The following is a 25,504-nucleotide window of genomic DNA, read 5'->3' on the forward strand; positions in this document are numbered from 1 at the left end:
CCCCGCGGGAAACGGGAGTGATGCCACCGGGTAACACCGGCCACGCACGCTGTTGGCATGACCTCGAAAACGCGTGTGGTGGTGATCGGCGCCGGGATCGCGGGCGCCCGGCTCGCCCGGCGGCTCGACGAGCTCGGCATGTCCGTCGTGCTCGTCGGCGAGGAGGAGCACCGGCCCTACAACCGGGTGCTGCTCGCCGAGGTCCTGGCCGGGCGGTACGCCCCAGAGGTGATCGCCCTGCCGGCCCCGGCCGGTCTGGTCCGCACCCGGGTCACCGGCATCGACCGCGCCGCCCGCACGCTGCGCTGCGCGGACGGTTCCGTGATCGCCTACGACACGCTGGTCCTCGCGACCGGCTCGAACCCGGTACTGCCTCCCCTGCGCGGCCTGTTCGCCCAGGAGCGGCACGAACTGCCCGAGGGCGTGCACGCGTTCCGGACCATGGACGACTGCCTCGGCCTGTCCAAGGCCGTACGGCAGGGCACCCGGGCCGTCGTCATCGGCGGCGGTCTGCTGGGTGTCTCGGCGGCCCGGGCGCTGGCCGTGCGGGGAGCCCAGGTGGTCCTCGCCCAGCAGGCCGAGCGGCTCATGGAACGCCAGCTCGACCCGTCCGCGTCCCGGCTGGTGCACCGGCACCTCACCGACCTGGGCGTCGAGGTGCACACGGAGACCCGGGTGCGGGACGTGCGCTGCGTCGCCGGGGCGGTCCGCTCGGTCGAGATGGCCGACGGGTACGCCCTCGACACCGAGCTCGTCGTCCTGGCCTGCGGGGTCCACCCCCGGGTGGGGCTCGCCCAGGACGCGGGCCTGGCCGTCCACAAGGGCATCCTCGTCGACGACCAGCTGCGGACGTCCGACCCGCACATCCGCGCGATCGGCGACTGCACCCAGCACGAGGGCACGGTCTACGGCCTGGCGACACCGGCCCTCGAACAGGCCGACGTACTGGCCGAACTGCTCGCCGGCGCCACGGGCGACGCCGCCGCCCGCTACAGCGGCACCCGCGCGCTCACCCGGCTCACCCTGACCGGGCAGGCCCCCTTCGACCTCGCCGCCTTCGGCGAGACCGAGCCCCGCCCGGGCGACGACGTCATCCAGCTCACCGACGCCACCCGGGGCACCTACCGCAAGGTCGTCGTCCGCGACGACCGCCTGGTCGGCGGCGTACTCGTCGGCGAACTCGGCACCGTCGGCGCGCTCGCGCGCGCCTGGGAGGGAGCAGAGCCGCTCCCCACCGACGGTGCCCCACTGCTCCACCTGCTCACCAACGACGGAGGCTCCTGATGACCGCCACCCTGGGGGGCACCCCCACGATCGTGCTCGTCGGCCACGGCATGGTCGGCCAGCGCTTCCTCGAAGCGCTCGCCGAGCGCGGCCTGACCGCCACGCACCGCGTGGTCGTGCTGTGCGAGGAGCCCCGCCCCGCGTACGACCGGGTCCAGCTCACCTCGTACTTCTCGGGCCGCACCCCTGAGGAACTGTCGCTCAGCGACGAGGAGTTCATCAAGGAGCACGGTATCGAGCTGCACCTCGGCGACCCTGCCGAGACGATCGACCGGCAGGCCAGGAAGGTGACGGCACGCTCGGGTCAGGTCTTCGGCTACGACACCCTCGTCCTCGCCACCGGCTCGTACCCCTTCGTGCCGCCGGTCCCCGGCAAGGACGCCGAGGGCTGCTTCGTCTACCGCACGATCGAGGACCTGCTCGCCATCGAGAAGTACGCGAAGTCGCGGGCGACGACCGGTGCCGTGGTCGGCGGCGGTCTGCTCGGACTCGAGGCCGCGGGCGCCCTCAAGGGACTCGGACTGACCTCGCACATCGTGGAGTTCGCGCCGCGTCTGATGCCGGTGCAGGTCGACGAGGGCGGCGGCGCGGCGCTGCTGCGCACCATCGAGGAGATGGGCCTGACCGTGCACACGGGCACGGGCACGCAGGAGATCGTCGTCGGTGAGGACGGCGCGGTCACCGGCATGAAACTCTCCGACGGCTCCGAACTCGCCACGGATCTCGTGGTGTTCTCCGCCGGTGTCCGGCCGCGGGACCAGCTGGCCCGCGACACCGGGCTCACGGTCGGCGAGCGCGGCGGCATCAGCGTCGACGAGCAGTGCCGCACCTCGGACCCGCAGGTGTTCGCCATCGGCGAGTGCGCCCTCGCGTCGGACGGCCGGGTCTACGGCCTGGTCGCGCCGGGCTACGAGATGGCCGAGACGGCCGCCGCCACCATCGCGGCGGACGAGGCCAGCTTCACGGGCGCCGACCTCTCCACCAAGCTCAAGCTGCTCGGCGTCGACGTCGCCTCCTTCGGTGACGCGCACGGCACGGCCGCGGACTGCCTCGACGTCGTCTACGCGGACTCCCGCTCCGGCACCTACAAGAAGCTGGTCATCGGCCGCGACGGCCGGCTGCTCGGCGGCATCCTGGTCGGCGACGCGGACGCGTACGGCACCCTGCGCGCCCTCACCGGGTCCGTGCCGCCGGTCGCGCCCGAGCAGCTCGTCCTGCCGGCCGGCTCCGGCGGCCAGGTCACCCTCGGCCCGTCGGCCCTGCCGGACGAGGCCGTCATCTGCTCCTGCCACAACGTCACCAAGGGCACCATCCGCGGCGCGGTGACCGAGCACTCCTGCACGACCGTGCCCGAGGTGAAGAAGTGCACCAAGGCCGGTACGGGCTGCGGCAGTTGCGTGAAGGTCCTCGGCCAGCTGGTCACCGCCGAGCTGGAGGCGAGCGGCGTCGAGGTCGACAAGGGACTGTGCGGCTGCTTCGCGCAGACCCGCGAGGAGCTGTACGAGATCGTCCTCGCCCTGCGCATCAACTCCTACCAGGCGCTGCTGGACCGCTACGGCCGCGAGGACGCCCGGGGCGGTGACGGCTGCGAGACCTGCAAGCCCGCCATCGGTTCGATCATCGCCTCGCTGGCCCCGACGATCGGCGCCGGCGGCTACGTCCTGGAGGGCGAGCAGGCCGCGCTCCAGGACACCAACGACCACTTCCTCGCCAACCTCCAGAAGAACGGTTCGTACTCGATCGTGCCGCGCATCCCTGGCGGTGAGATCACCCCGGAGAAGCTGATCGTGATCGGCGAGGTGGCCCGGGACTTCGGGCTCTACACGAAGATCACCGGCGGCCAGCGCATCGACATGTTCGGCGCGCGCGTCGAGCAACTGCCGCTGATCTGGGCCCGGCTGGTGGACGCGGGCTTCGAGTCGGGGCACGCGTACGGAAAGTCGCTGCGGACCGTCAAATCCTGTGTGGGCCAGACCTGGTGCCGCTACGGCGTGCAGGACTCGGTGCGCATGGCGATCGACCTGGAACTGCGCTACCGGGGCCTGCGCTCCCCGCACAAGCTGAAGTCGGCGGTCTCCGGGTGCGCCCGCGAGTGCGCCGAGGCCCAGTCCAAGGACTTCGGCATCATCGCCACCTCCAACGGCTGGAACCTGTACGTCGGAGGCAACGGCGGCGCGACCCCGCGCCACGCCGACCTGCTCGCCCAGGACCTGTCGGACGCCGAACTGGTGCGCCTGATCGACCGGTTCCTGATGTTCTACATCCGCACGGCCGACCGCCTGGAGCGCACGTCGACCTGGCTGGAGCGGATCGAGGGCGGCCTCGACCACGTGCGCGACGTGGTGGTGCACGACTCGCTCGGCATCTGCGAGGAACTGGAGGGCCTGATGCGGGCCCATGTCGCGGGCTACCGCGACGAGTGGGCCGAGACCATCAACGACCCCGAGAAGCTCGCCCGGTTCGTGTCCTTCGTGAACGCGCCCGACACTCCCGACCCGGTCGTCGGCTTCGTGCCGGAGCGCGACCAGATCAAGCCCGACCTGCCGCTGCTCACCATCGGCACGCGGCCCGCCGAAGCCCTGGAAGGAAGCGTCCAGCGATGACGATCGCCCCCGAGACCACGGCCCTCAAGGTGCAACTCCGCCTGGCCGAGGACTGGTTCACCGTCTGTGACCTGTCCCTGCTGACGCCGGGCCGCGGCGTCGCGGCGCTGCTGCCCGACGGCCGTCAGGTCGCGCTCTTCCTCGACCGCGCGGGCCGGACGTACGCCATCGACAACCGCGACCCGTTCACCGGCGCCGCGGTCCTCTCCCGCGGTCTGACCGGCAGTCACGGGGGGCGGCCGTTCGTCGCCTCGCCGCTGCTCAAGCAGCGCTTCGACCTGACCTCCGGGCAGTGCCTGGACGACGAGTCGGTGAGCGTGGCGGCCTACGAGGTGCGCGCCTTCTGAAGCCCCGCACGCGGCACGCCTTTACTTGACCGATCATTCCACAAAAGTCTAGGCTGCCGTGCGTGGCCAGGACCAAGGAGTTCGACCCGGACGCCGCGCTGCAGTCAGCCCTGGAGCTGTTCTGGCAGCGCGGCTACGAGGCGACGTCGATGGCGGACCTCGTCGAGCACCTCGGCGTCGGACGCGCCAGTCTCTACGCGACGTTCGGCAGCAAGCACGAGCTCTACCTCAGGGCGCTGGACCGGTACAGCGAGTCCCGCGACCCGGACCTGCTGCGGGAGCTGTCCCAGCCGGGCCCGGCACTGCCCGCCGTACGCACGGTGGTGCGGCGCTTCGCCGTCGAGGCGGCGACCGCGGACACCCGCCTGAACGGCTGTTTCGTCACCAACACGGCGACCGAGCTGGCCCCGCACGACACGGCCGCCGCACGCCGGGTCGAGCACAGCTGGGACCACTTCGAGACCCTGCTGCACTCCGCCCTCGTCCGCGCCCGCGCCCAGGGGGAGCTGGCCGCGGGCCGCGATCCCCGCGCGCTCGCCCGCATGCTCCTGGTCCTGATGCAGGGCCTGCGCGTGGTGGGCAAGGCCTCGCCGGACCCCGCCCGGGTCCGGGACGCCGCGGAACAGGCACTGACCCTGCTCGACTGAGACCCCGCCCCTCCCCCGCGAGGGCGCACCCGTGCGCCTTGCGCCCTTCCGCATGCCCTCATATTGAAACGATCGGTCTAGAAAAGAGACATCATGGCTCAGCGCTTCTCCCGCCGGACCGTCCTCGTCACCGGCGCCGGCTCCGGCATCGGCCGCGCCACCGCGCTCGCGTTCGCGGCGGAGGGCGCGCACGTCGTCGTGGCCGGGCGCACCGCGGCCCCGCTCGACGAGACGGTCGCGCTGATCGGGGAACGGGGCGGCACGGCGCTGGCCGTACCCGCCGACGTGGCCCGCCCCGGCGGGGCGCAGGCGCTCGTCGAGGCGGCCGTCGGCCACTTCGGTTCGCTGGACGTGGCGGTGAACAACGCGGGCGTCTTCCGGGGCGGCCTGCCGGTCGCCGACCTCCCGGAGGCGGACTGGCACACCCAGCTCGACACCAACGTGACGGGTGTGTTCCTGGCGCTGCGGGCCCAGATCCGCCGGATGCGCACCCAGCCGGACGGCGGCGCGATCGTCAACGTCGCCTCCAACATCGGCGCCCACACCCGCGTTCCCGGCACCGCCGCCTACGGCGCTTCCAAGGCCGCCGTGACCGCGCTGAGCCGGGCGGCCGCCCTGGACCACATCGGCGAGGGCGTGCGCATCAACGCCGTCAGCCCCGGCGCCACCGCGACCACGATGTCACTGCTCCCCGGGGAGACCGAGGCCGGGCGCGCGGACCGCATGCGGCACGCGGTGCCGCTCGGCCGCGTGTCGAGGACCGAGGAGGTGGCCGCCGCCGTCCTGTACCTGGCGTCCGACGACGCGGCCTCGGTCGTCGGCACGGACCTCGTCGTCGACGGCGGCGGCTCCCTCTGAGCCCACCGGCCACCGACCCGTGAGCCGTGGCGCCGGTCCCGGAGGGTCCCGGCGCCGGCCGTCACCCCTTGAGGGCGTCGTACGTGACCCCGGTCAGCCGTTCGGAGGCGGCCCACAGGAGTTCGCCCGCCCGGTCGTCGCGGGTCCACGGGGCACGCCAGGACGCCGCGGGCGCGCCGCGCCACATCGCGAACGAGGGCCCGACGAAGGAGTCGGGGCGGACACCGGGCGCGGTGGCCGCGTACAGCGTGGGCAGCGCGCCGGCCTCGGCGCTCTGGGCGAAGACCCGGTTGCCGAGCTCCGCGAACCGCTCGGCGCGCCTGCGCCCTTCCATCCGCGGCCCGGCGGTCTGCAGGTTCGTGGACGCGTACCCGGGGTGCGCGGCTGCGGACACCGGGCCCGCCCCGGCGGCGGCGAGCCGGCGGGAAAGCTCGTGGGTGAAGAGCAGGTTCGCGGTCTTGGAGCGGGCGTAGGCGATCCAGCGCCGGTACTCGCGCTCGCTGTTGAGGTCGTCGATGTCGAGGTTGGCCAGGGCGTGCACCATGCTGGACAGGGTCACGACCCGCGCGCCGGGAGTGCTCAGCAGGGCGGGCAGGAGCAGTCCGGTGAGCGCGAAGTGCCCGAGGTGGTTGACCCCGAACTGGGTCTCGAACCCGTCGGCGGTGCGGCCCCGGGGCAGCGCCATGACGCCGGCGTTGTTGACGAGGAGGTCGAGCCGCTCGTACGGGTAGGCCGCGGCGAACTCCCGTACGGAGGCCAGCTCGCCGAGATCCAGCCGGACGAACCGCACGTCCGCGCCCGGCACTTCGGCGACGAGGCGGTCACCCGCCTCCTGTCCGCGCTCCTCGCTGCGGCAGGCGAGAAGCACACGGGCGCCGCGGCGGGCCAGCTCCCGTGCGCTCACGTAGCCGAGGCCGCTGTTGGCGCCGGTGACGACGGCGGTACGGCCGCTCTGGTCGGGGATGTCGCTCGCGTTCCAGCCGGTCATGACGGATGTTCCCTCTCCGAAGCCGTGTTCCCTCGCCGACGGTCTGTCCCCTCACCGTACGCCCGCCTCCCGGCCGTCCCCGGGACCCCGCACCCGGAAGGGGAACGCGGACGCCGGAGAGGGCGGCACCCCCCGCACAGGGGTACCGCCCTCTCCCGGTGCACCGGGGTCGTCGCCGTGTCGGTGAGGGTCAGGAAGTGACCGACGGCGATCCCGGGGGTCCAGGGCCTAGCGGTGGTCGCTCCCCGCGGAGGAGGACGCCGCACGCCCGGCCTCCAGTCGCGCCACCGGGATCCGGAACGGCGAGCAGGAGACGTAGTCGAGGCCCACCTCGTGGAAGAAGTGCACCGACTCCGGGTCACCGCCGTGCTCGCCGCAGACGCCGAGCTTGAGGTCGGGGCGGGTGGCCCGCCCGGCCTCGACGGCGCTGCGCACGAGCGAGCCGACGCCGTCCCGGTCGATGGTCTCGAACGGGGAGACTCCGAAGATGCCCTTCTCCAGGTACGCGGTGAAGAAGCTGGCCTCCACGTCGTCGCGGGAGAAGCCCCACACCGTCTGGGTGAGGTCGTTCGTGCCGAACGAGAAGAACTCCGCGGCCTCGGCGATCTGACCGGCGGTCAGCGCGGCCCGCGGCAGCTCGATCATCGTGCCGATGGCCAGGTCGAGCTGGACTCCGGTGGCCTCCTGGACCTCGGCGATGACCTGGTCGGCCTCCTCGCGGACGATCTCCAGCTCCTGGACCGTGCCGACGAGCGGGATCATGATCTCCGCGCGCGGGTCGCCCTTGGCGTTGCGGCGTTCGGCGGCGGCCTCCGCGATCGCCCGTACCTGCATGGTGAACAGGCCGGGGATCACCAGGCCGAGGCGCACGCCGCGCAGGCCCAGCATCGGGTTCTGCTCGTGCAGGCGGTGCACGGCCTGGAGCAGGCGCAGATCGTTCTCGTTGGCGTCCTTGCGGGACTCGGCGAGGGCGACCCGGACCGACAGCTCGGTGATGTCGGGCAGGAACTCGTGCAGCGGCGGGTCGAGCAGCCGGACCGTCACCGGCAGGCCGTCCATCGCGGAGAACAGCTCCACGAAGTCCTGCTTCTGCAGCGGGAGCAGTGCCTTCAGGGACTCCTCGCGCTCGGTGTCCGTGTCGGCGAGGATCAGACGCTCGACCAGTTCGCGGCGGTCCCCCAGGAACATGTGCTCCGTACGGCACAGGCCGATGCCCTGGGCGCCGAAGCGCCGCGCCCGCAGCGCGTCCTCGGCGTTGTCCGCGTTGGCGCGCACCCGCAGGCGCCGCTTGCGGTCGGCGAACGCCATGATCCGGTGCACGGCGGCGACCAGTTCGTCGGCGTCGTGGGCGCCCGCGTGCATCCGGCCCTCGAAGTACTCGACGACCGGGGACGGGACGACCGGGACCTCGCCCAGGTAGACCTTTCCGGTGGAGCCGTCGATGGAGATGACGTCTCCCTCCTCGACGACATGGCCGCCCGGCACCGTCATCCGGCGCCGCTTGGTGTCGACCTCCAGCTCCTCCGCGCCGCACACGCACGTCTTGCCCATGCCGCGCGCGACCACGGCCGCGTGCGAGGTCTTGCCGCCGCGCGAGGTGAGGATGCCCTCCGCGGCGATCATGCCGTCCAGGTCGTCCGGGTTGGTCTCGCGGCGGACCAGGATGACCTTCTCGCCCGAACGCGACCACTTCACCGCGGTGTACGAGTCGAAGACCGCCTTGCCGACCGCCGCACCGGGCGAGGCGGCGATGCCCCGGCCGACCTGCTGGACCTTCGCGGCCTCGTCGAAGCGCGGGAACATCAGCTGGGCGAGCTGCGCGCCGGTGACGCGCTGGAGCGCCTCGGCCTCGTCGATCAGGCCCTGGTCGACGAGCTGCGTGGCGATGCGGAAGGCGGCACCGGCGGTCCGCTTGCCGACACGGGTCTGCAGCATCCACAGCTGGCCGCGCTCGATGGTGAACTCGATGTCGCAGAGGTCCCTGTAGTGGTTCTCCAGGGTCTGCATGATCTGCATCAGCTGGTCGTACGACTTCTTGTCGATCTGCTCGAGCTCGGCGAGCGGGACCGTGTTGCGGATGCCCGCGACGACGTCCTCGCCCTGGGCGTTCTGCAGGTAGTCGCCGTACACGCCCTGGTGGCCGGAGGCGGGGTCGCGGGTGAAGGCGACACCGGTGCCGGAGTCGGGGCCAAGGTTGCCGAAGACCATGGAACAGACGTTGACGGCCGTGCCGAGGTCGTGCGGAATGCGTTCCTGACGGCGGTAGAGCTTCGCGCGGTCGGTGTTCCAGGAGTCGAAGACCGCGTGGATGGCGAGGTCCATCTGCTCGCGCGGGTCCTGCGGGAAGTCCCGGCCCGCCTCGGTCCTGACGAGCTTCTTGAACTTGGTGACGAGCTTCTTCAGGTCGGCGGCCTCGAGGTCCGTGTCGACCGTGACCCGCTTCGCCGCCTTGGCCGCCTCCAGCGCCTCCTCGAAGAGGTCGCCGTCGACGCCGAGGACCGTCTTGCCGAACATCTGGATGAGGCGGCGGTAGGAGTCCCACGCGAAGCGCTCGTCGCCGGCCTGCTTGGCCAGGCCCTGCACCGACTTGTCGGAGAGCCCGATGTTCAGGACGGTGTCCATCATGCCCGGCATGGAGAACTTCGCACCGGAACGGACCGACACCAGGAGGGGATCGTCGGCCTGGCCGAGCTTCTTGCCCATCTTCCGCTCGAGGGCGTCGAGGTGCGCACTCACCTCGTCACGCAGTGCCGCCGGCTCCTCACCGCTGTCGAGGTAGGTCTTGCACGCCTCGGTGGTGATGGTGAAGCCCGGCGGGACGGGAAGACCCAGGTTGGTCATCTCGGCGAGGTTCGCGCCCTTGCCGCCGAGCAGGTCCTTGAGGTCCTTGTTGCCTTCCGTGAAGTCGTAAACGAACTTCACGTCCTCGGCACCGCTCTGCGCTACATGGGGATCTTTGTTTTCCGACACGGGTCTCGACTCCTCGACGTGACGGTGGCTGCCCTGACGGCGAGGAACATACCCAGATCGAAGGCACCTGGGTACGTCCACTTGCGCGTCATGCGCCCGTAACCACTCGTCCGCCACCAGATCCAAAGTCGCCGACGGGCAGGGGGAGGAGGGGCGTGTTTTCACTTCTTGAACGGGCTCCCGCTCATAGGCCCTCCAGGGCGCTCACTTGAGCAACACCTGGCACGCCTGAGTTCATGCCGTGAACGATCAAGGGGTGGCACTGAGTGCCACCCCTTAGGGAAGTGGATCCGCCCCTATTTCGCTCATCTGAGCGCTACCCCTATCAGGGGTGGCGAGAATCACGCCGTCGGCGAGGCCCGAATTTCATCATGCGGACGAGGTCGCGGACGCGTCACACGGACGACACGTACGAGGTCCCGGCCCCTCACAGCCCCAGCACGGCGAGCCGCTCCTCGGCCCGTTCGGGCGCGTACAGGTGCTCCACGACCAGCGCCCCGGCCCCGACCAGAGCGGCCCGGTCACCGAGACGGGAGGTCACCACCTGAAGACGAGCGGTGGAGCGGGGCAGCGCCCGCTGGTACAGCAGCTCGCGCACGCCCGTGAGGAAGTGGGTTCCGGCCAGATCGCCCGCGATCATCAGGACACCCGGATTCAGCAGCGTCACCACGGTCGCCAGGACGTCGCCGACGTGCCGGCCGGCCTCCCGCGCCAGAGTGACCGCCTCGGGGTGCCCCGCCGCCAGCAGCTCCCGCACGTCCGAGCCCGAGGCCGCCGGCACCCCCGCCTCGGTGAGCCGCCGCGCCACGGCGCCGCCGCTCGCCAGGGCCGCCAGGCAGCCGTACGAGCCGCACCGGCACAGCGCGTCGGCACCCTGCGGGACGCGGATGTGCCCGATGTCCCCGGCTCCCCCGTCGACGCCGCGGTAGATCGCGCCGCCCACCACGACCCCGGCGCCGATCCCGGTGGAGACCTTGACCAGGGCGAACGCGGAGCAGTCCGGATAGCCGGCGCGCTGCTCGCCGTACGCCATCAGGTTGGCGTCGTTCTCGACCAGGACCGGCACGCGGGCACCGCCGTCGGCGCCCGCGTGCTCGGCGAAGGCACGGCCGAGCCGGCCGCGCAGGTCGTAGCCGTCCCAGCCCGGCATGATCGGCGGCTGCACCACCAGACCGGTCTCGCTGTCCACGGGCCCCGGTACGGCCAGCCCGATCCCGCACACCGTCCCGGCGTGCCGCCCGGCCCTGTCCAGCAGCTCGGCGAAGCGGCGGCCGAGTTCGCCGAGGACGACGTCCGGACCGTCCCCGAGGACCAGGACCCCCGTGTGCTCCGCCAGGATCTCCCCGCCCAGGGTGAGGACGGCCACCCGGGCGTGCCGGGTGTCGAGGTCCGCCGCCAGGACGACGGCATGGGTGTCGTCGAACTCCAGGGTGATGGAGGGCCGTCCGCCCAGCGGGGAGCCGACCGGGCCGCCCGCGCCCTCGCGCAGCCAGCCCGCGCGGAACAGCCGGTCGAGGCGCTGTCCGACCGTGGCCCGGGACAGCCCCGTCGCCTGTTGCAGCGCGCCGCGCGTCGTCGCCCGGCCGCTGCGCACCAGTTGGAGCAGTTCGCCCGCGCTCGCCTGGCTCCCGGCTCTCATGACCCTCTCCGTCCTTCCTGTTGCGCACACCCTCTTGCGCTCACCAACTCTGCATTACATATTGGGTTTTGCGTGTTAAATAGACGTAACCCTCCGCCGGGTACGGCCGAACCGGCCGACCGGACGCCTTCGGGGAGACCTGAGTGGACCGCACAGCCCCCATCGCCGCCCGTCGCACACAAGTCGCCTCCGCCGTACGCGCCTCGGGCCCGCCGCCCGCGGCCGGTCCGGGCCGGAACACCGCCGCCGGGACGGTGGTGTACGCACCGGACGGGACCTCCGGTGCGCTGCACAGGAGCGCCGCGCGCGTGCTGAACGGCAACTGGACGGGGACGTCGACGGTGCCCTCGCGGGACCTGTACCCGCACCAGTGGTCCTGGGACTCCGCGTTCATCGCGATCGGCCTGCGTCATCTGTCCCCCTTACGCGCGCAGACCGAGCTGGAGACGCTGCTCGGCGCCCAGTGGGCGGACGGACGGATCCCGCACATCGTCTTCAACCCCTCCGTCCCCCTCGACGCGTACTTCCCCAGCCCGGACTTCTGGCGCTCCACCAGTGCGGGGCGCGCCGCCGGCGCCCCGCGCACCGTACAGACCTCGGGCATCGTCCAGCCACCGGTGCACGCCCTGGCGGCCTGGCTGGTGCACCGCGCCGACCCCGGCCTGTCACGCGCCCGCGGCTTCCTGTCCCGGGCCTACCCGCGCCTCGCCGCCTGGCACCGCTATCTGCTGCACCGCCGCGACCTGGGCGGCGGCGGCCTCGCGTCGGTCGTCCACCCCTGGGAGCAGGGCATGGACAACAGCCCCTGCTGGGACGGGCCGCTGAGCCGGATCACCCCGGCGCCGCCCCGGTCCTTCCGGCGGGCCGACCTCGACCACGGCACCGCCGAGGACCGGCCGACGGATCTGGACTACGGGCGGTACGTGCGCCTCGCCGCCGACTACCGGGACCGCGGATACGCGGACGGGCCCGGTCGGTTCGCCGTCGAGGACCCCGCCTTCAACGCCCTGCTGATCGCCTCCGAGCACGCCCTGGCCCGCATCGCGCACGAACTCGGCGCGACGGGGACCGCCCGTCGAAGCCGGGCGGAGCGCCTCACCGCGGCGCTGGTCGCCCGGCTGTGGGACCCGGCGGAGGGCATGTTCCTCTGCCGGGACGTGCACGGGGAGCCGATCCCCGAGCGCGGGGTCGCCGGCCTCGTACCGCTGATGCTGCCCACGCTCCCCCGCGAGGTCGCCGCCGCACTCGTCGGCACCGTGTCCGGCCCCCGCTTCGGACTCGGCACCGCCACCCGGCTCGTGCCGAGTTACGACCTCACCGGCGAGGCGTTCGATCCGCGCCGGTACTGGCGCGGCCCCGCGTGGTTCAACACCAACTGGCTGCTGGAGCGGGGGCTCCGGCTGCACGGGGAGCACGGCCGGGCCGACGCGCTGCGGGCCGCACTGCTCGACCTGGCCGGCGCGACGGGGTTCGCCGAGTACGTGGACCCGTACACCGGGGACGGCTGCGGGGCGTCCGGCTTCGGCTGGACGGCCGCGCTCACCCTCGACCTGCTTCACGAGTCCCCCGGACAGGCCGCGCGCGGCGTGTTCCGCACGGGGACCGGCACGTTCGGCATCGGGGACGAGGACGAGGAAGAGGGAGGGGACCGGGGATGACGGACCGGCATCATCTGCTCGTGCGGGGCGGCACGTTCGCCGCCGTGGGCGACGGCGGGGACATCAGCGGGGTACGGGGCGGCGGATCGCCGGACGGCCTGTTCGTGCGCGACGCACGGCATCTGAGCCGCTGGCAGCTGACCGTCGACGGCGCCGTTCCCGAGGCGCTGACGCCGGTCGCGGACGGGGACACGGCGCGCTGCGTGCTCGTGCCGCGGGGCAACCGCCAGGAACCGCCCGCGTACACGCTCTTCCGTGAACAGGCCGTAACCGAAGGGGCGTTCGTGGAGGCGGTACGGGTGACCAGCAACCGTCCGACGCCCCTGACGGTCCGCGTCGCCGTCACCGCGGACGCCGACTTCGCGGACCAGTTCGAACTGCGCTCCGACCACCGTACGTACGCCAAGACCGGCGCCGTCCGCACCCGTGACGTCCTCGACGACGGGGTGGAGTTCGGCTACCGGCGCGGCGAGTGGCGGTCCTGTACGACCGTCACGTCCGAGCCGGCGCCGGACGGCGTGGAGGAGACCGGCACCGGCGCCCGGCGCCTGGTCTGGTCCCTGGATCTCGCCCCGCACGCTTCGGCGGAGCTGGCGCTGCGGGTCGCGGCCCGCCCGCACGGCACGGTCCCGACGGCGGACGCGCCGCCCTCCCCCACCGCCGCAACCGGGCAACTGCTCGCCCTGGAGGACGCGTTCGCGGAGGGTGTCGACTTCCCGACGGGCTGGCCGGAGCTGGCCGCCGCCTGCGCGCGGGGCCTGTCCGACCTCGCGGTGCTCCAGGTACCGGCCCGGGGCCCGGACGGCGAGGAGCTGCACGTCCCGGCGGGCGGAGTGCCCTGGTCCCTCACCCTGCTGGGCCGCGACGCCCTGCTCACCTCGCTCTTCGCCCTGCCCTACCGGCCGGGGCTGGCCGCTGCCACGCTGCCGGCGCTCGCCGCGACGCAGGCGGCCGGCACGGGCACGGGACCGGCCGCCCAGCCCGGCAAGATCGTGCACGAGGTGCGGCACGGGGAGCTGGCGCACTTCGGCCAGGTGCCGTACGGCCGCTACTACGGCTCAGTGGACGCGACCCCGCTGTTCCTCGTCCTGCTCGGCGCCTATGTGGAGCGGACCGGTGACGTCGCGCCGGCCCGCCGGCTGGAGCCCCACGCACGGGCGGCCGTCGGCTGGATGCTGGACCACGGGGGGCTGACCTCCCGCGGCTACCTCGTCCACCGTGCGGACAAGGGCGGTCTCGCCGACCAGAACTGGAAGGACTCCCCGGGTGCCATCTGCTCGGCCGAGGGCGGCCGGGCCACCGGCCCGGTGATGTCGGCCGCCGCGCAGGGGTACGCGTACGACGCGCTGCGCCGGACCGCGCAGCTGGCGCGGACGGTGTGGGACGACGAGGTGTACGCGGCCCTGCTGGAGCAGGCGGCGGGCGACCTGCGGGACCGCTTCCAGCGGGACTTCTGGATGCCGGAGCACTCCTTCCCCGCGCTGGCCCTGGACGGCGAGGGCCGGCGCGTCGACGCGCTCGCCTCCGACGCGGGGCATCTCCTCTGGTCGGGGCTGCTGGACAAGGAGTACGGCGAGCTGGTGGGCCGCCGTCTGCTGGCACCGGACTTCTTCTCCGGCTGGGGTGTGCGCACGCTCGCCGCGGGCCAGTCGGCGTACCACCCGCTCTCGTACCACCGGGGGTCGGTCTGGCCCCACGACAACGCCCTGATCTGTCTGGGTCTCGCCCGCTACGGCCTGCACGACGAGGCCCGTACCGTCGCCCACGCCCTGGTCGACGCGGCCACGGCCGCCGGCCACCGGCTCCCGGAGGTCATCGCGGGCTACGGCCGCGACACCCACCCGGAGCCGGTCCCCTGCCCCTACGCCTGCGTCCGTGAATCCCGCTCGGCCGCGGCACCGCTGGCGCTGCTCACGGCGGTGGGCGGCGCCTGAGGGACCGGGGTGGTGCGGCCGGGGACCCGGCGGCTTCGGGGACGGCGGGCTCAGCCGCCGGACGTGTCGAGTTCCGCGTCCTCGGAGAGGCCCGCGCAGTCGTACGGGTCCTTGAGCCAGCCGTCCGGCAGGACGACCCGGTTGTTGCCCGAGGTCCGGCCGCGCGGGCCGTCGGCGCCCGCGGGCCACGGCTGGTCGAGGTCCAGCTCGTCCAGTCCGGCGCGCAGTTCGGCCAGGGACGAGGTGATCGCGAGGCGCTTGCGCATCTCCGAGCCGACCGCGAAGCCCTTCAGGTACCAGGCCACGTGCTTGCGGAAGTCGACGACCCCGCGGGCCTCGTCGCCGATCCACTCCCCGAGGAGCGCGGCGTGCCGGACCATGACCGAGGCGACCTCGCGCAGGGTCGGGCTCGCGCACTCCGCGCGCCCCTCGAAGGCGGCGACGAGGTCGCCGAAGAGCCACGGCCGGCCGAGGCAGCCGCGGCCGACGACGACCCCGTCGCACCCGGTCTCCCGCACCATCCGCACCGCGTCCGCGGCCGACCAGATGTCGCCGTTGCCGAGGACCGGGATCTCCGGCACGTGCTCCTTGAGGCGGGCGATGGCGTCCCAGTCCGCCGTGCCGCCGTAGTGCTGCGCGGCGGTCCTGCCGTGCAGGGCGATGGCCGTCACGCCCTCCTCGACCGCGATGCGTCCCGCGTCGAGATATGTGATGTGGTCGTTGTCGATGCCCTTGCGCATCTTCATCGTCACCGGCAGGTCGCCGGCGCCGGCGACGGCCTCGCGCAGGATCGCGCGCAGCAGGTTCCGCTTGAACGGGAGCGCCGAGCCGCCGCCCTTGCGGGTCACCTTGGGCACCGGGCAGCCGAAGTTCAGGTCGATGTGGTCGGCGAGGTCCTCCTCCGCGATCATGCGGACGGCCTTGCCGACGGTCGCCGGGTCGACGCCGTACAGCTGGATCGAGCGCGGCTGCTCGCTCGCGTCGAAGTGGATCAGCTGCATGGTCTTCTCGTTGCGCTCGACCAGCGCCCGCGTGGTGATCATCTCGCTGACGAACAGGCCCTTGCCGCCGGAGAACTCCCGGCAGAGCGTGCGGAAGGGAGCGTTCGTGATCCCGGCCATGGGCGCGAGGACCACGGGCGGCTGCACCGTGTGGGGGCCGATCGACAGCGGGGACGCGGAGGCGAGGGTGGGCGCGGACATTCCCCCATTGTCGCGTACGCGGGCGGGTGCTCGTACGGGGGCGGAACGGCGCACGCACGCCGACGCACGAACCCGTACACGGACCGGCACACCAGCCGACGCGCGGACCCGCACACCGACCGGTACAGCCGCCCGCACACCGACCGGCGCCGGCTCCCTCCCCGCATCCCCGCGAATCCCATGTAGTGGTCATTAGTTAGACGCACTACCAAAGGCGGGAGTACTGTGCAGGGATGCCCGAGCCGAGTCCCCGCCGCCGCGTGCTGGTGCTCGCGATCTGCTGCATGAGCCTGCTGATCGTGAGCCTCGACAACACGGCCCTGAACGTCGCGCTGCCCTCCATGCAGCGGGAACTGCACGCCGACGTGGCCGGCCTCCAGTGGGCGATCGACGCGTACACGCTCGTGCTCGCCTCGCTGCTGATGCTCGCGGGGTCCACCGCCGACCGCATCGGCCGCCGCCGGGTGTTCATGGCGGGCCTGGTGGTGTTCACCCTCGGCTCGCTGCTGTGCTCCCTCGCCCCGAACCTCGGCTCGCTCGTCGCCTTCCGGATGATCCAGGCGGTCGGCGGCTCGATGCTGAACCCCGTCGCCATGTCGATCATCACCAACACCTTCACGGACCCGCGGGAGCGCGCCCGCGCGATCGGCGTGTGGGGCGGTGTCGTCGGCATCGCGCTGGCCGCGGGGCCGGTGATCGGCGGGCTGCTGGTGGACTCCGTGGGCTGGCGCTCGATCTTCTGGGTCAACCTCCCGGTCGGCCTCGCGGCGCTCGCGCTGACCCTGCGGTACGTACCCGAGTCCCGTGCCCCCCGGGCGCGCCGTGCCGACCCGCTCGGCCAGGCCCTGGTGATCGTGCTGCTCGGCTCGCTGACCTACGCGATCATCGAGGCGCCCCACTCCGGCGCCGCGAAGACCCTCACCTTCGGCACCCTCGCCGCCGCCGCGCTCGCGGGCCTGCTGTGGTACGAGCCCCGGCGCGCCGAACCCCTCATCGACCTGCGGTTCTTCCGCTCGGCGCCGTTCAGCGGGGCGACGGTGGTGGCGGTCAGCGCGTTCTCGGCGCTCGGCGGCTTCCTCTTCCTCTCGACGCTCTACCTCCAGAACGTGCGCGGTCTGGACGCTCTGCACGCGGGCCTGTGGATGCTGCCCATGGCCGCCATGTGCCTCCTCACCGCGCCGCTCTCCGGGCGGCTGGTGGGCAGCCGGGGTCCCCGCCCGTCCCTGCTGATCGCCGGGGTGACGATGACCGCGAGCGGGGTGCTGTTCGCCGCCTTCGAGGCGGAGACCTCGAACGTCACGCTCGTCGCCGGCTACGTCCTGTTCGGCGTGGGCTTCGGCTTCGTCAACGCCCCCATCACCAACACCGCCGTCTCCGGCATGCCCCGCGCGCAGGCCGGGGTCGCCGCCGCCGTCGCCTCGACCAGCCGTCAGATCGGCCAGACCCTCGGGGTCGCAGTGATCGGGGCGGTGCTGGCGTCGGGCGTGCGGAACGCGTCGTACCGGGACGTCTTCGTGTCCGCCGCCCGTCCCGGCTGGTGGATCATCGCCGGCTGCGGCTTCCTGGTGCTGGTGCTGGGAGCCCTGACCAGCGGCCGGTGGGCCGGCCGCACGGCCGAGCGCACCGCCGAGCGGCTGAGGACGGCGGAGACCGGTGAGGAACCGCGGGGCGTACAGGCCGGGGCCCGGCACTGATGGTCCCCGGCGGGGACACGCACACTCTCAGATTCCGGCCCCGGCCCGCTCCGCGGCGATCCCCCGCAGCCTCCGCAGGCGCCGGCGGGACTCGTCGTCCGCGGGCACGTACGTCACCAGGCGCGGGCCGGTCTGCGGGCCCAGCCACAGGTCGGTGTGATCGACCGTGACCCGGCCGACGTGGGCGTTGCGGAACTCCTTGCGCTTGCCGCGCGAGCCGACCACCTCGTGCCGGTCCCAGGCCGCGCGGAAGTCCGCCGACTCCGCCCGCAACCGGGTGAGCAGCGCCTTCCAGGCGGGCTCGGCGAGATGCCCCGCCATCGCCGCGCGGAACTTGGCGGCCATCAGCCGGGTGGCCTCCTCCAGGTGCACGATCGACGCGCGCCACTCCTCGTGCGTGAAGGAGAGGAGCATGAGGTTGCGGTCCTCGGGCGGCACGGCGTCGAGGTCGCACAGCAGCAGCCCGTACGTCCGGTTGTACGCCAGGATGTCGTACCGGCTGTTCTGGACGCAGGCCGGGTACGGCTCTACGGCTCCAGTTGTTCCAGGACGCCGCGCAGGGCGGGCGTGACCGACGGGGAGACCGACGCGGGCGCCGGATCGACGGCCCCGGCGAGCTGGAACAGGCGCGTCCGCTCGCTGGGGTCGAGCAGCAGCGTGCGGGCGAGCGCGTCGAGGACCTGCACGGACACCTTGATGTCCCGGGCCTGTTCGAGCCACGTGTACCAGGTGACACCGACGGCTGCGAGCTGCGCGACCTCCTCCCGGCGCAGGCCCGGCGTCCGCCGGCGGGGACCTCGCGGCAGGCCGACCTGTTCGGGGGTGACGTGCTCCCGGCGATGGCGCAGGAAGGCGGCCAGCTCGTGCCGCCGGATCTCGGACGCGCGGCCCCGGGCCCGGGCGGCCGTGCTCGTCGGGTCCTGTGCCATGGTCGTCATGGCCCCAGCCTGACGCACTCCGCACCCTGTTTCCAGGTACTTCTGGTACCAGGACAAGGACACTCTGGTACCAGTCTCGGACCCGGTCGACGCTGAGGGGCGTGACCAGAACCGGAACTCTCGACCGCGCTGCCGCCCCGTCCTCCGCCGCCCTGCCCGTCCTCGGCGGTCTCGGCCTCTTCACCGTGCTGCTGGGCGCGGCGCTTCCCCTCGTCGACTTCTTCATCGTCAATGTGGCCCTGCCGACGATCGGCCGGGACCTGAGCGCGGGCGAGGCCGTCCTGGAGCTCGTGGTGGCCGGGTACGGGGTCGCGTACGCCGTGCTGCTGGTGCTCGGCGGGCGGCTCGGCGACCTGTTCGGGCGGCGCCGGCTCTTCCTCGGCGGCATGGCCGCGTTCGGCGTGACCTCGCTGGCCTGCGGGCTCGCGCCGACCGCCTGGACGCTGGTGGCGGCGCGCGTCGCGCAGGGTGCCGCGTCTGCGGCGATGCTGCCGCAGGTCCTCGCCACCATTCAGTCGGCGACCGCGGGGGCCCGCCGCGCCAGGGCGATGGGCCTGTACGGCGCCACGGCCGGGCTCTCCATGGTGGCCGGGCAGATCCTCGGCGGCGTCCTCGTCGCGGCGGACATCGCGGGCACCGGCTGGCGTTCGGTGTTCCTCGTGAACGTGCCGGTGGTGGTCGTGGGCCTGGTGCTGGCCGCCCGCACCGTCCCCGAGACCCGCTCGCACCACCCCGAGCCGGTGGACGTCCCCGGCACCGTCCTGCTCGCCGTCTCCCTGCTGGCCCTACTGGCGCCGCTGACCGAGGGCCGGGCCGCGGGCTGGCCGCTGTGGACGTGGCTGTCGCTGATCCTGTTCCCCTTCGCGGCGCTGGCCTTCTGCCTGGTGGAACGCCGGGCGGACCGGCGGGGCCGTACCCCGCTCGTGCCGCCCAGCCTGCTGGCCCTGACCTCGCTGCGGCGGGGCCTGATCATGATCGTGCCGTTCTCGATCGGTTTCAGCGGCTTCATGTTCGTGATCGCGGTGGCGCTCCAGCGGGGTGCGGGGCTCGGCCCGGTGTCCGCCGGACTGGCCCTCGCCCCGATGGCGGTGGTGTTCCTCGGCGTCTCGCTGTGCGGGCCCCGGCTCGTGGCCCGGTACGGCACACGGGTGGTGACGGCCGGCGGCCTGCTCCAGGCGGCCGGGGTGGCGCTCATCATCCTCGCGGTCCGTGGGTCGTGGCCCCACCTCGGTGTGCTGGAGCTGCTGCCGGGTGCGGCGGTGGCCGGCGCCGGACAGGCGCTCCAGCTCCCCGTCGTGTTCCGCGTGGTCCTCTCCGAGGTCCCGGCGTCACGGGCGGGTGTCGGCAGCGGCGTCATGATCACCACCCAGCAGTCGGCGCTGGCCCTCGGTGTCGCGACCCTCGGCTCCCTCTTCCTGACCCTGGCGCCCGGCGCGGGGATGCGGGACGCCCTGGTCGTCACGCTCCTGGTCCAGCTGGCCGGGGTGGCCCTGACGACGGCGCTGAGCCTGCGCCTGCCGCGCACGGTCGGCTAGCGGGCCGCCGCACACCGAACTCGCCTTTCCGGAACCCCCGTTGATGTCGGTCTTGCCGCACACTCCTTGCCGCGCGGGCACAGCGGGGACAGGTGGAGGGGTTCATGCCGCAGATCAGCACGAGCGAGGTGAGCGGCCGGGACCGGCACGGGCGCGAACACGTCGTCAGGGTGCGGCGCGCCGGCGGGCAGCGCACGATCAGCTGCGACACGTGCGGCTGGCGGCAGGCGGCGCAGTTCCTGCCCCGGCTGAAGGCCGAGGAGCATCCGACGCAGGCACACGGAGCGGCGGTGGAGAACACGGCGCGCCGACGGCGTGCGGAGCCGGGCCGGGGGGTTGAGGTCGCGGGTCAGTCCGGCGCGGGCGGCTCGGTGTCGCGGCGTGCGCGCAACGTCCGCACCTTGTGGCGGTTGCCGCACCGCTCCATGGAGCACCAGCGGCGGCGGCCCGGCCGCGAGGTGTCGACGTAGACGAGGTGGCAGTCGTCGGCGGCGCACATGCGGATGCGGTGCGCCCAGGGGCCGGTGAGCAGGTCGACGGCGTCGCGGGCGACGGTGGAGAGCAGGCGGTGGCCGTCCGCCGGGCCGGCCCAGCGGCGGGCGCCGTCCGGCCCGACGGCCGGGACGAGGGGCGGCCGGGCGGCTGCTTCGTTCACCAGGCCGAGGTCGCCGGGGGCGGGCGGCTCGCCCCGGGTGCGGGCGATGGCCGTGCGCCACAGTGCGTCGCGGGTGCGGCGCACGTCGGCGAGTTCCTCCTCGGTGACCTCCAGGGCGGGCGTCGGCGTCAGCCGCGACCGAGCGGCCCAGTCGAGCAGGTCGGCCGGGGTGTGCAGCACCTCGTACCGGGCGAAGGCGTCCGGTCCGCCGGTGGGCAGCAGCTCCAGGCAGAGCGCGCCCGGGTCGAAACGGAAGCTGGTCCCCGCGGGAGTTGTGAGCAACAGGCCCGGGGTGGTGGACTTGGCGATAATGTAACCAATATAACTGGTTACATGGTCGCACTGAACTGGAAGCTCGTCATCGACACACAGGACGCCCCCGCCCTCGCGGACTTCTGGGCGGCGGCGCTGGGGTACGAGGTGGAGGATCCCGGCCCCCTGATCGGCCGCCTGCTGGCCGCCGGCCACCTCACCGAGGACGCCGTCACCGAGCACGGCGGCCGCCGCGTGTTCCGCGGCTTCGCGGCGATCCGCCACCCCGAGGACCCGTACGACGAGGTCAGCGGGATCGGCCACGGACGCCGTCTGCTCTTCCAGGACGTCCCCGAGCCCAAGACCGCGAAGAACCGCCTGCACATCGACGTCCACAGCGACCCGGGCGGCCTGGACGCGCTGGTGGCCCGCCTGGAGACCCTGGGCGCCACCCGCGTACGCGAACTGGACAAGGGCCCGGCGGGCCACTGGTGGGTCATGCGTGACCCGGAGGGCAACGAGTTCTGCGCGGCGTAGACGAGCGAGGCCGAAGTCCTCGGGTGCAATCCGCCCGCCGCGTTCCCGGTTCTGGAGACCTGCGCGGCGGGCCCGGCCCTGCCACCCCAGCCGGGTGAGGCCGGTTCGCTCTCCCGCAAGCACGGCGGCACACCATCAACGAGGAGCCGCCAGTGGCAGGCAGCCCCCGACACCCTCACTCAGACCTCTGTCGAATGCGTTGATCCGCTGGCTGGCGTTGCCGTGGTCCCCGACCTTGGTCCAAGGCAACGCGTCAGAAAGACTGGTGATCGCCTGGGCCAACTCCTTGACGTCCCCGGTCTCGAAAATGATTGTTCCGTCTCGCTCGGCACCCTTGAGTCCGGCTCCGCCGAGGCAGTCCGCCTGCAACTCCTTGGAAACGTCCTGCAGCCGGACGTCGAGACGGCTCTGCACTGCATGCCCCCATTCATGCGCGACGATGAAGTAGACGTAGACATCCCCCGTTTGATAACCCTCGGTCATGAGACCGGCGTCCCACGCGACGTAGTCCTCCGGAACGCAGTAGGACGCGTTGCCGGCATCCAACTTCTGCCCGCCGCACGTGGGGGCGTCCGGCGAGGTGCCGTCGTACAGGCCCACGACTCTTGGTGAGCTGTAGGTTCCGGTGAAGTATTCGGACCAGTGCTGCTTCCAGAACGCGTCAACACCCTGCACCGCCACGTCGATGTCCTGTTCCATCGTGTCGCTCGGTGCCGCAGGAACGCCGTGCGCGTAACCACCACTCAACGTCAGCAGCGCGACAGCGAGTGCGGTCCAAGTGCGCTTCCAGAGCGTCCTTCGCATGACTGCCTCCGGGGTATGAGAGTCGGAACCCCGAGTCAAAGTGTGGCGGTGCAACGGGCGCGGCGGACTGCCTCTGACAACTATTCTTCGCCCGCCACGGGAAGGGCGCATCCCAAGAGGAACTGATGCCGTGCAGCGGCAACTGAACTCAGGTCATGAGCTTGATTCGGGCCGGCGTCTGTCGCGTCTATGACGACTGCGCCCGGTCCCGCCGACCACCTCCGCGCCCCGCAGGCAACTTGGTCCAGACCTCTTGACGAAAGGTCTGGACCGCAGCACTGTCATGCCTGCGACATCCGTGTCACCTCCGCGTCCCCCACCCAGGAGGCCCCGCATGATCCGCCGTACGCTGCGCCTGCTCACCGCCGCCCTGGCCACGGCCTGCCTCGTCCCCCTCTCGGTCGCCGTCGCGCCCGGCGCGGCCGCCGCCGACACCTGCGCCCTGAAGCCGAGACCGTCCGGCAAGGTCCTCCAGGGCTACTGGGAGAACTGGGACGGGTCCGCCAACGGCGTCCACCCGCCCTTCGGCTGGACCCCGATCACCGACTCCCGCATCCCGGCCCACGGCTACAACGTGATCAACGCGGCGTTCCCCGTCATCCGCTCCGACGGCACCGTGCTGTGGGAGGACGGGATGGACGCCGGGGTGAAGGTGGCCACACCGGCCGAGATGTGCCGGGCCAAGGCCGACGGGCAGACCATCCTGCTCTCCATCGGGGGCGCCGCGGCCGGCATCGACCTCAGTTCGAGCGCGGTCGCCGACCGGTTCGTCGCGACCGTCGTGCCGATCCTGCAGAAGTACAACTTCGACGGCATCGACATCGACATCGAGACCGGTCTGGTCGGCAGCGGCAGCATCGGCCAACTGTCCGCCTCGCAGGCCAATCTGGTCCGCATCATCGACGGGGTGCTCTCGCGGATGCCGGCCGGCTTCGGCCTGACCATGGCACCGGAGACCGCCTACGTCACCGGCGGCAGCGTCGCGTACGGCTCGATCTGGGGCGCCTACCTGCCGATCATCAAGAAGTACGCGGACAACGGCCGCCTGTGGTGGCTGAACATGCAGTACTACAACGGCAGCATGTACGGCTGCTCCGGGGACTCCTACGCCGCCGGCACCGTCCAGGGTTTCGTCGCCCAGACCGACTGCCTGAACAAGGGGCTCGTCGTCCAGGGCACCACCGTCCGGGTCCCCTACGACAAGCAGGTCCCGGGACTCCCGGCCCAGCCGGGCGCGGGCGGCGGCCACATGTCGCCGGCGCTCGTCGCCCAGGCCTGGCGGCACTACGGCACCGCCCTCAAGGGCCTGATGACGTGGTCGGTCAACTGGGACGGCGCCAGGAACTGGACCTTCGGCGACAACGTGAAGGCCCTCCAGGGACGTTGAGCCTCCCCGGGCCCCCGGCCGCCCGGCCCCGGCGGCCCCCGGCCCGACGCAGCCCCGGCCGGCCCGGCACTCCCCCCGTGGCCCCCGGCACGACGCAGCCCCCGGCCCCGCGTGCGCGGGACCGGGGGCCGTCGGGGCCGGGTGGTGTCAGCAGCCGATGAGGCGAGCCGCCAGGTAGCTCTCGATCTGGTCGAGGGAGACCCGCTCCTGCTTCATCGAGTCGCGCTCGCGCACCGTGACGGCGTTGTCGTCGAGGGTGTCGAAGTCGACCGTCACGCAGAACGGCGTACCGATCTCGTCCTGGCGGCGGTAACGGCGGCCGATGGCGCCCGCGTCGTCGAAGTCGATGTTCCAGTGCTGGCGCAGGGCGGTGGCCAGCCCCTTCGCCTTCGGGGACAGCTCCGGGTTGCGGGACAGCGGCAGGACCGCGACCTTGACCGGCGACAGGCGCGGGTCGAGCCGCAGCACCGTGCGCTTCTCCATCTTGCCCTTGGCGTTGGGGGCCTCGTCCTCGACGTACGCGTCGAGGAGGAAGGCCAGCATCGCGCGGCCGACACCGGCCGCGGGCTCGATGACGTACGGAGTCCAGCGCTCGCCGGCCTCCTGGTCGAAGTACGACAGGTCCTGGCCGGAGGCCTTGGAGTGCGCGGACAGGTCGTAGTCCGTGCGGTTCGCGACGCCCTCCAGCTCACCCCACTCGTTGCCGCCGAACTGGAAGCGGTACTCGATGTCGGCGGTGCGCTTGGAGTAGTGCGAGAGCTTCTCGGCCGGGTGGTCGTACCAGCGCATGTTCTCCTCGCGCATGCCGAGGCCCGTGTACCAGTTCCAGCGCTCCTGCATCCAGAACTCCTGCCACTTCTCGTCCTCGCCCGGCTTGACGAAGAACTCCATCTCCATCTGCTCGAACTCGCGGGTGCGGAAGATGAAGTTGCCGGGCGTGATCTCGTTGCGGAAGGACTTGCCCATCTGGGCGATGCCGAACGGCGGCTTGCGGCGCGAGGTCTGCTGCACCTGCGCGAAGTTGGTGAAGATGCCCTGCGCGGTCTCGGGACGCAGGTAGGCGACCGAGCCGCTGTCCTGGGTCGGGCCGAGGTGCGTGGAGAGCAGACCCGAGAACTGCTTGGGCTCGGTGAACTGGCCCTTGTTGCCGCAGTTGGGGCAGTTGATGTCCGCGAGGCCGTTCTCCGGGAGGCGGTTGTGCTTCGCCTCGTAGGCCTCCTCCAGGTGGTCGGCGCGGTAGCGCTTGTGACAGGAGGTGCACTCGGTGAGCGGGTCGCTGAACGTGGCGACGTGACCGGAGGCGACCCAGACCTCGGTGGCCAGGATCACCGACGAGTCGAGACCGACGACGTCCTCGCGGGAGGTGACCATGTAACGCCACCACTGGCGCTTGATGTTCTCCTTGAGCTCGACACCCAGCGGCCCGTAGTCCCAGGCGGCCTTCTGGCCGCCGTAGATCTCACTGCAGGGGAATACGAAGCCACGGCGCTTGCTCAGGCTGACGATGGAGTCGATCTTGTCGGCGGCCACGGTGCTCTCTTCATTACGACGACGGGCGACGAAGCGAGATGC

General features: G+C 72.4%; 18 protein-coding genes and 2 pseudogenes. 12 read left to right on the plus strand and 8 right to left on the minus strand.

Annotation, left to right across the window (positions count from 1 at the left end; all coding sequences use genetic code 11):
* The first annotated feature begins 57 nt into the window (after positions 1-57).
* From ACFYP4_RS05815 to ACFYP4_RS05835, 5 genes are all read left to right on the plus strand, one after another.
* Positions 58-1,284: an FAD-dependent oxidoreductase gene (locus ACFYP4_RS05815; RefSeq protein ID WP_358851086.1), complete on the plus strand. Its 1,227-nt coding sequence runs from the start codon at positions 58-60 to the stop codon at positions 1,282-1,284.
* Positions 1,284-3,887: a nitrite reductase large subunit NirB gene (nirB, locus tag ACFYP4_RS05820; RefSeq protein WP_388783137.1), complete on the plus strand. Its 2,604-nt coding sequence runs from the start codon at positions 1,284-1,286 to the stop codon at positions 3,885-3,887. Before ACFYP4_RS05815 ends, nirB begins: the two co-directional genes overlap by 1 nt.
* A complete protein-coding gene (gene nirD, locus ACFYP4_RS05825; RefSeq protein ID WP_358851084.1) occupies positions 3,884-4,234 on the plus strand; it encodes a nitrite reductase small subunit NirD in 351 nt (116 codons plus the stop codon). Before nirB ends, nirD begins: the two co-directional genes overlap by 4 nt.
* 62 nt (positions 4,235-4,296) lie before the next feature.
* Positions 4,297-4,881 carry a TetR family transcriptional regulator gene (locus ACFYP4_RS05830; protein ID WP_358851083.1) on the plus strand — a complete coding sequence of 195 codons (585 nt, stop codon included), beginning with the start codon at positions 4,297-4,299 and terminating at the stop codon, positions 4,879-4,881.
* 93 nt (positions 4,882-4,974) lie between these two features.
* Positions 4,975-5,739, plus strand: a complete 765-nt coding sequence (locus ACFYP4_RS05835) for an SDR family NAD(P)-dependent oxidoreductase (RefSeq protein WP_388783142.1) — start codon at positions 4,975-4,977, stop codon at positions 5,737-5,739.
* Between the two features lie 61 nt (positions 5,740-5,800).
* Here the strand turns inward: ACFYP4_RS05835 and ACFYP4_RS05840 are convergent, their stop codons facing one another.
* From ACFYP4_RS05840 to ACFYP4_RS05850, 3 genes are all read right to left on the minus strand, one after another.
* Positions 5,801-6,727: an oxidoreductase gene (locus ACFYP4_RS05840; protein WP_388783145.1), complete on the minus strand. Its 927-nt coding sequence runs from the start codon at positions 6,725-6,727 to the stop codon at positions 5,801-5,803.
* Between the two features lie 228 nt (positions 6,728-6,955).
* Positions 6,956-9,697, minus strand: a complete 2,742-nt coding sequence (ppdK, locus tag ACFYP4_RS05845; RefSeq protein ID WP_358851080.1) for a pyruvate, phosphate dikinase — start codon at positions 9,695-9,697, stop codon at positions 6,956-6,958.
* 427 nt (positions 9,698-10,124) lie between these two features.
* Positions 10,125-11,336: an ROK family protein gene (locus tag ACFYP4_RS05850; protein ID WP_388783149.1), complete on the minus strand. Its 1,212-nt coding sequence runs from the start codon at positions 11,334-11,336 to the stop codon at positions 10,125-10,127.
* A gap of 143 nt (positions 11,337-11,479) precedes the next feature.
* Between ACFYP4_RS05850 and ACFYP4_RS05855 the strand changes: the two genes are divergently transcribed.
* Entirely contained in the window at positions 11,480-12,994 is a 1,515-nt protein-coding gene (locus tag ACFYP4_RS05855) for a hypothetical protein (RefSeq protein ID WP_388783152.1), read from the plus strand.
* A complete protein-coding gene (locus tag ACFYP4_RS05860; protein WP_388783155.1) occupies positions 12,991-14,928 on the plus strand; it encodes a glycogen debranching N-terminal domain-containing protein in 1,938 nt (645 codons plus the stop codon). The genes ACFYP4_RS05855 and ACFYP4_RS05860 overlap by 4 nt, the downstream gene beginning before the upstream one ends.
* Positions 14,929-14,978: 50 nt before the next feature.
* On the opposite strand, the gene dusB is transcribed toward ACFYP4_RS05860, so the two are convergent.
* On the minus strand, positions 14,979-16,130 hold the full coding sequence (gene dusB / locus ACFYP4_RS05865; protein WP_388783158.1) for a tRNA dihydrouridine synthase DusB: 1,152 nt from the start codon (positions 16,128-16,130) through the stop codon (positions 14,979-14,981).
* Between the two features lie 233 nt (positions 16,131-16,363).
* Here dusB and ACFYP4_RS05870 point away from each other — a divergent pair, with 233 nt between their 5' ends.
* Positions 16,364-17,824, plus strand: a complete 1,461-nt coding sequence (locus ACFYP4_RS05870) for an MFS transporter (RefSeq protein ID WP_358851076.1) — start codon at positions 16,364-16,366, stop codon at positions 17,822-17,824.
* Positions 17,825-17,851: 27 nt separating this feature from the next.
* Here ACFYP4_RS05870 and ACFYP4_RS05875 read toward each other — a convergent pair.
* Positions 17,852-18,762 (minus strand): annotated as a pseudogene (locus ACFYP4_RS05875) (helix-turn-helix transcriptional regulator).
* 101 nt (positions 18,763-18,863) lie between these two features.
* On the opposite strand from ACFYP4_RS05875, the gene ACFYP4_RS05880 reads away from it, so the two are divergent.
* Both ACFYP4_RS05880 and ACFYP4_RS05885 read left to right on the plus strand, forming a co-directional pair.
* Positions 18,864-20,297, plus strand: a complete 1,434-nt coding sequence (locus tag ACFYP4_RS05880; protein ID WP_358851074.1) for an MFS transporter — start codon at positions 18,864-18,866, stop codon at positions 20,295-20,297.
* A gap of 104 nt (positions 20,298-20,401) precedes the next feature.
* Positions 20,402-20,602: pseudogene (locus ACFYP4_RS05885) on the plus strand (hypothetical protein); the annotation flags it as partial.
* Between the two features lie 44 nt (positions 20,603-20,646).
* Here ACFYP4_RS05885 and ACFYP4_RS05890 read toward each other — a convergent pair.
* The gene (locus tag ACFYP4_RS05890; protein WP_388783831.1) at positions 20,647-21,237 is read right to left on the minus strand and encodes a CGNR zinc finger domain-containing protein; all 591 of its coding nucleotides are present in this window, start codon (positions 21,235-21,237) and stop codon (positions 20,647-20,649) included.
* 48 nt (positions 21,238-21,285) lie between these two features.
* On the opposite strand from ACFYP4_RS05890, the gene ACFYP4_RS05895 reads away from it, so the two are divergent.
* Entirely contained in the window at positions 21,286-21,741 is a 456-nt protein-coding gene (locus ACFYP4_RS05895; RefSeq protein ID WP_388783162.1) for a VOC family protein, read from the plus strand.
* Positions 21,742-21,876: 135 nt separating this feature from the next.
* On the opposite strand, the gene ACFYP4_RS05900 is transcribed toward ACFYP4_RS05895, so the two are convergent.
* Positions 21,877-22,545, minus strand: coding sequence for a neutral zinc metallopeptidase (locus ACFYP4_RS05900; RefSeq protein ID WP_388783165.1), 669 nt, complete (start codon positions 22,543-22,545; stop codon positions 21,877-21,879).
* Between the two features lie 334 nt (positions 22,546-22,879).
* On the opposite strand from ACFYP4_RS05900, the gene ACFYP4_RS05905 reads away from it, so the two are divergent.
* A complete protein-coding gene (locus tag ACFYP4_RS05905) occupies positions 22,880-23,932 on the plus strand; it encodes a chitinase (RefSeq protein ID WP_388783167.1) in 1,053 nt (350 codons plus the stop codon).
* 147 nt (positions 23,933-24,079) lie between these two features.
* On the opposite strand, the gene ACFYP4_RS05910 is transcribed toward ACFYP4_RS05905, so the two are convergent.
* Positions 24,080-25,462, minus strand: coding sequence for a glycine--tRNA ligase (locus ACFYP4_RS05910; protein ID WP_388783169.1), 1,383 nt, complete (start codon positions 25,460-25,462; stop codon positions 24,080-24,082).
* Positions 25,463-25,504: the final 42 nt, after the last annotated feature.

Origin of the sequence: Streptomyces sp. NPDC005551, from assembly GCF_042871785.1 — a bacterium.
Taxonomy (GTDB): domain Bacteria; phylum Actinomycetota; class Actinomycetes; order Streptomycetales; family Streptomycetaceae; genus Streptomyces.

Excerpts from the sequence above, each read along its gene's own strand:
- ACFYP4_RS05815 (WP_358851086.1), top strand. The coding sequence starts at position 58 with ATGACCTCGAAAACGCGTGTGGTGGTGATCGGCGCCGGGATCGCGGGC.
- nirD (WP_358851084.1), top strand. The coding sequence starts at position 3,884 with ATGACGATCGCCCCCGAGACCACGGCCCTCAAGGTGCAACTCCGCCTG.
- ACFYP4_RS05900 (WP_388783165.1), bottom strand. The coding sequence starts at position 22,545 with ATGCGAAGGACGCTCTGGAAGCGCACTTGGACCGCACTCGCTGTCGCG.
- ACFYP4_RS05860 (WP_388783155.1), top strand. The coding sequence starts at position 12,991 with ATGACGGACCGGCATCATCTGCTCGTGCGGGGCGGCACGTTCGCCGCC.
- ACFYP4_RS05850 (WP_388783149.1), bottom strand. The coding sequence starts at position 11,336 with ATGAGAGCCGGGAGCCAGGCGAGCGCGGGCGAACTGCTCCAACTGGTG.
- ACFYP4_RS05835 (WP_388783142.1), top strand. The coding sequence starts at position 4,975 with ATGGCTCAGCGCTTCTCCCGCCGGACCGTCCTCGTCACCGGCGCCGGC.
- ACFYP4_RS05840 (WP_388783145.1), bottom strand. The coding sequence starts at position 6,727 with ATGACCGGCTGGAACGCGAGCGACATCCCCGACCAGAGCGGCCGTACC.
- ACFYP4_RS05870 (WP_358851076.1), top strand. The coding sequence starts at position 16,364 with ATGCCCGAGCCGAGTCCCCGCCGCCGCGTGCTGGTGCTCGCGATCTGC.
- dusB (WP_388783158.1), bottom strand. The coding sequence starts at position 16,130 with ATGTCCGCGCCCACCCTCGCCTCCGCGTCCCCGCTGTCGATCGGCCCC.
- ACFYP4_RS05895 (WP_388783162.1), top strand. The coding sequence starts at position 21,286 with ATGGTCGCACTGAACTGGAAGCTCGTCATCGACACACAGGACGCCCCC.
- ACFYP4_RS05905 (WP_388783167.1), top strand. The coding sequence starts at position 22,880 with ATGATCCGCCGTACGCTGCGCCTGCTCACCGCCGCCCTGGCCACGGCC.
- nirB (WP_388783137.1), top strand. The coding sequence starts at position 1,284 with ATGACCGCCACCCTGGGGGGCACCCCCACGATCGTGCTCGTCGGCCAC.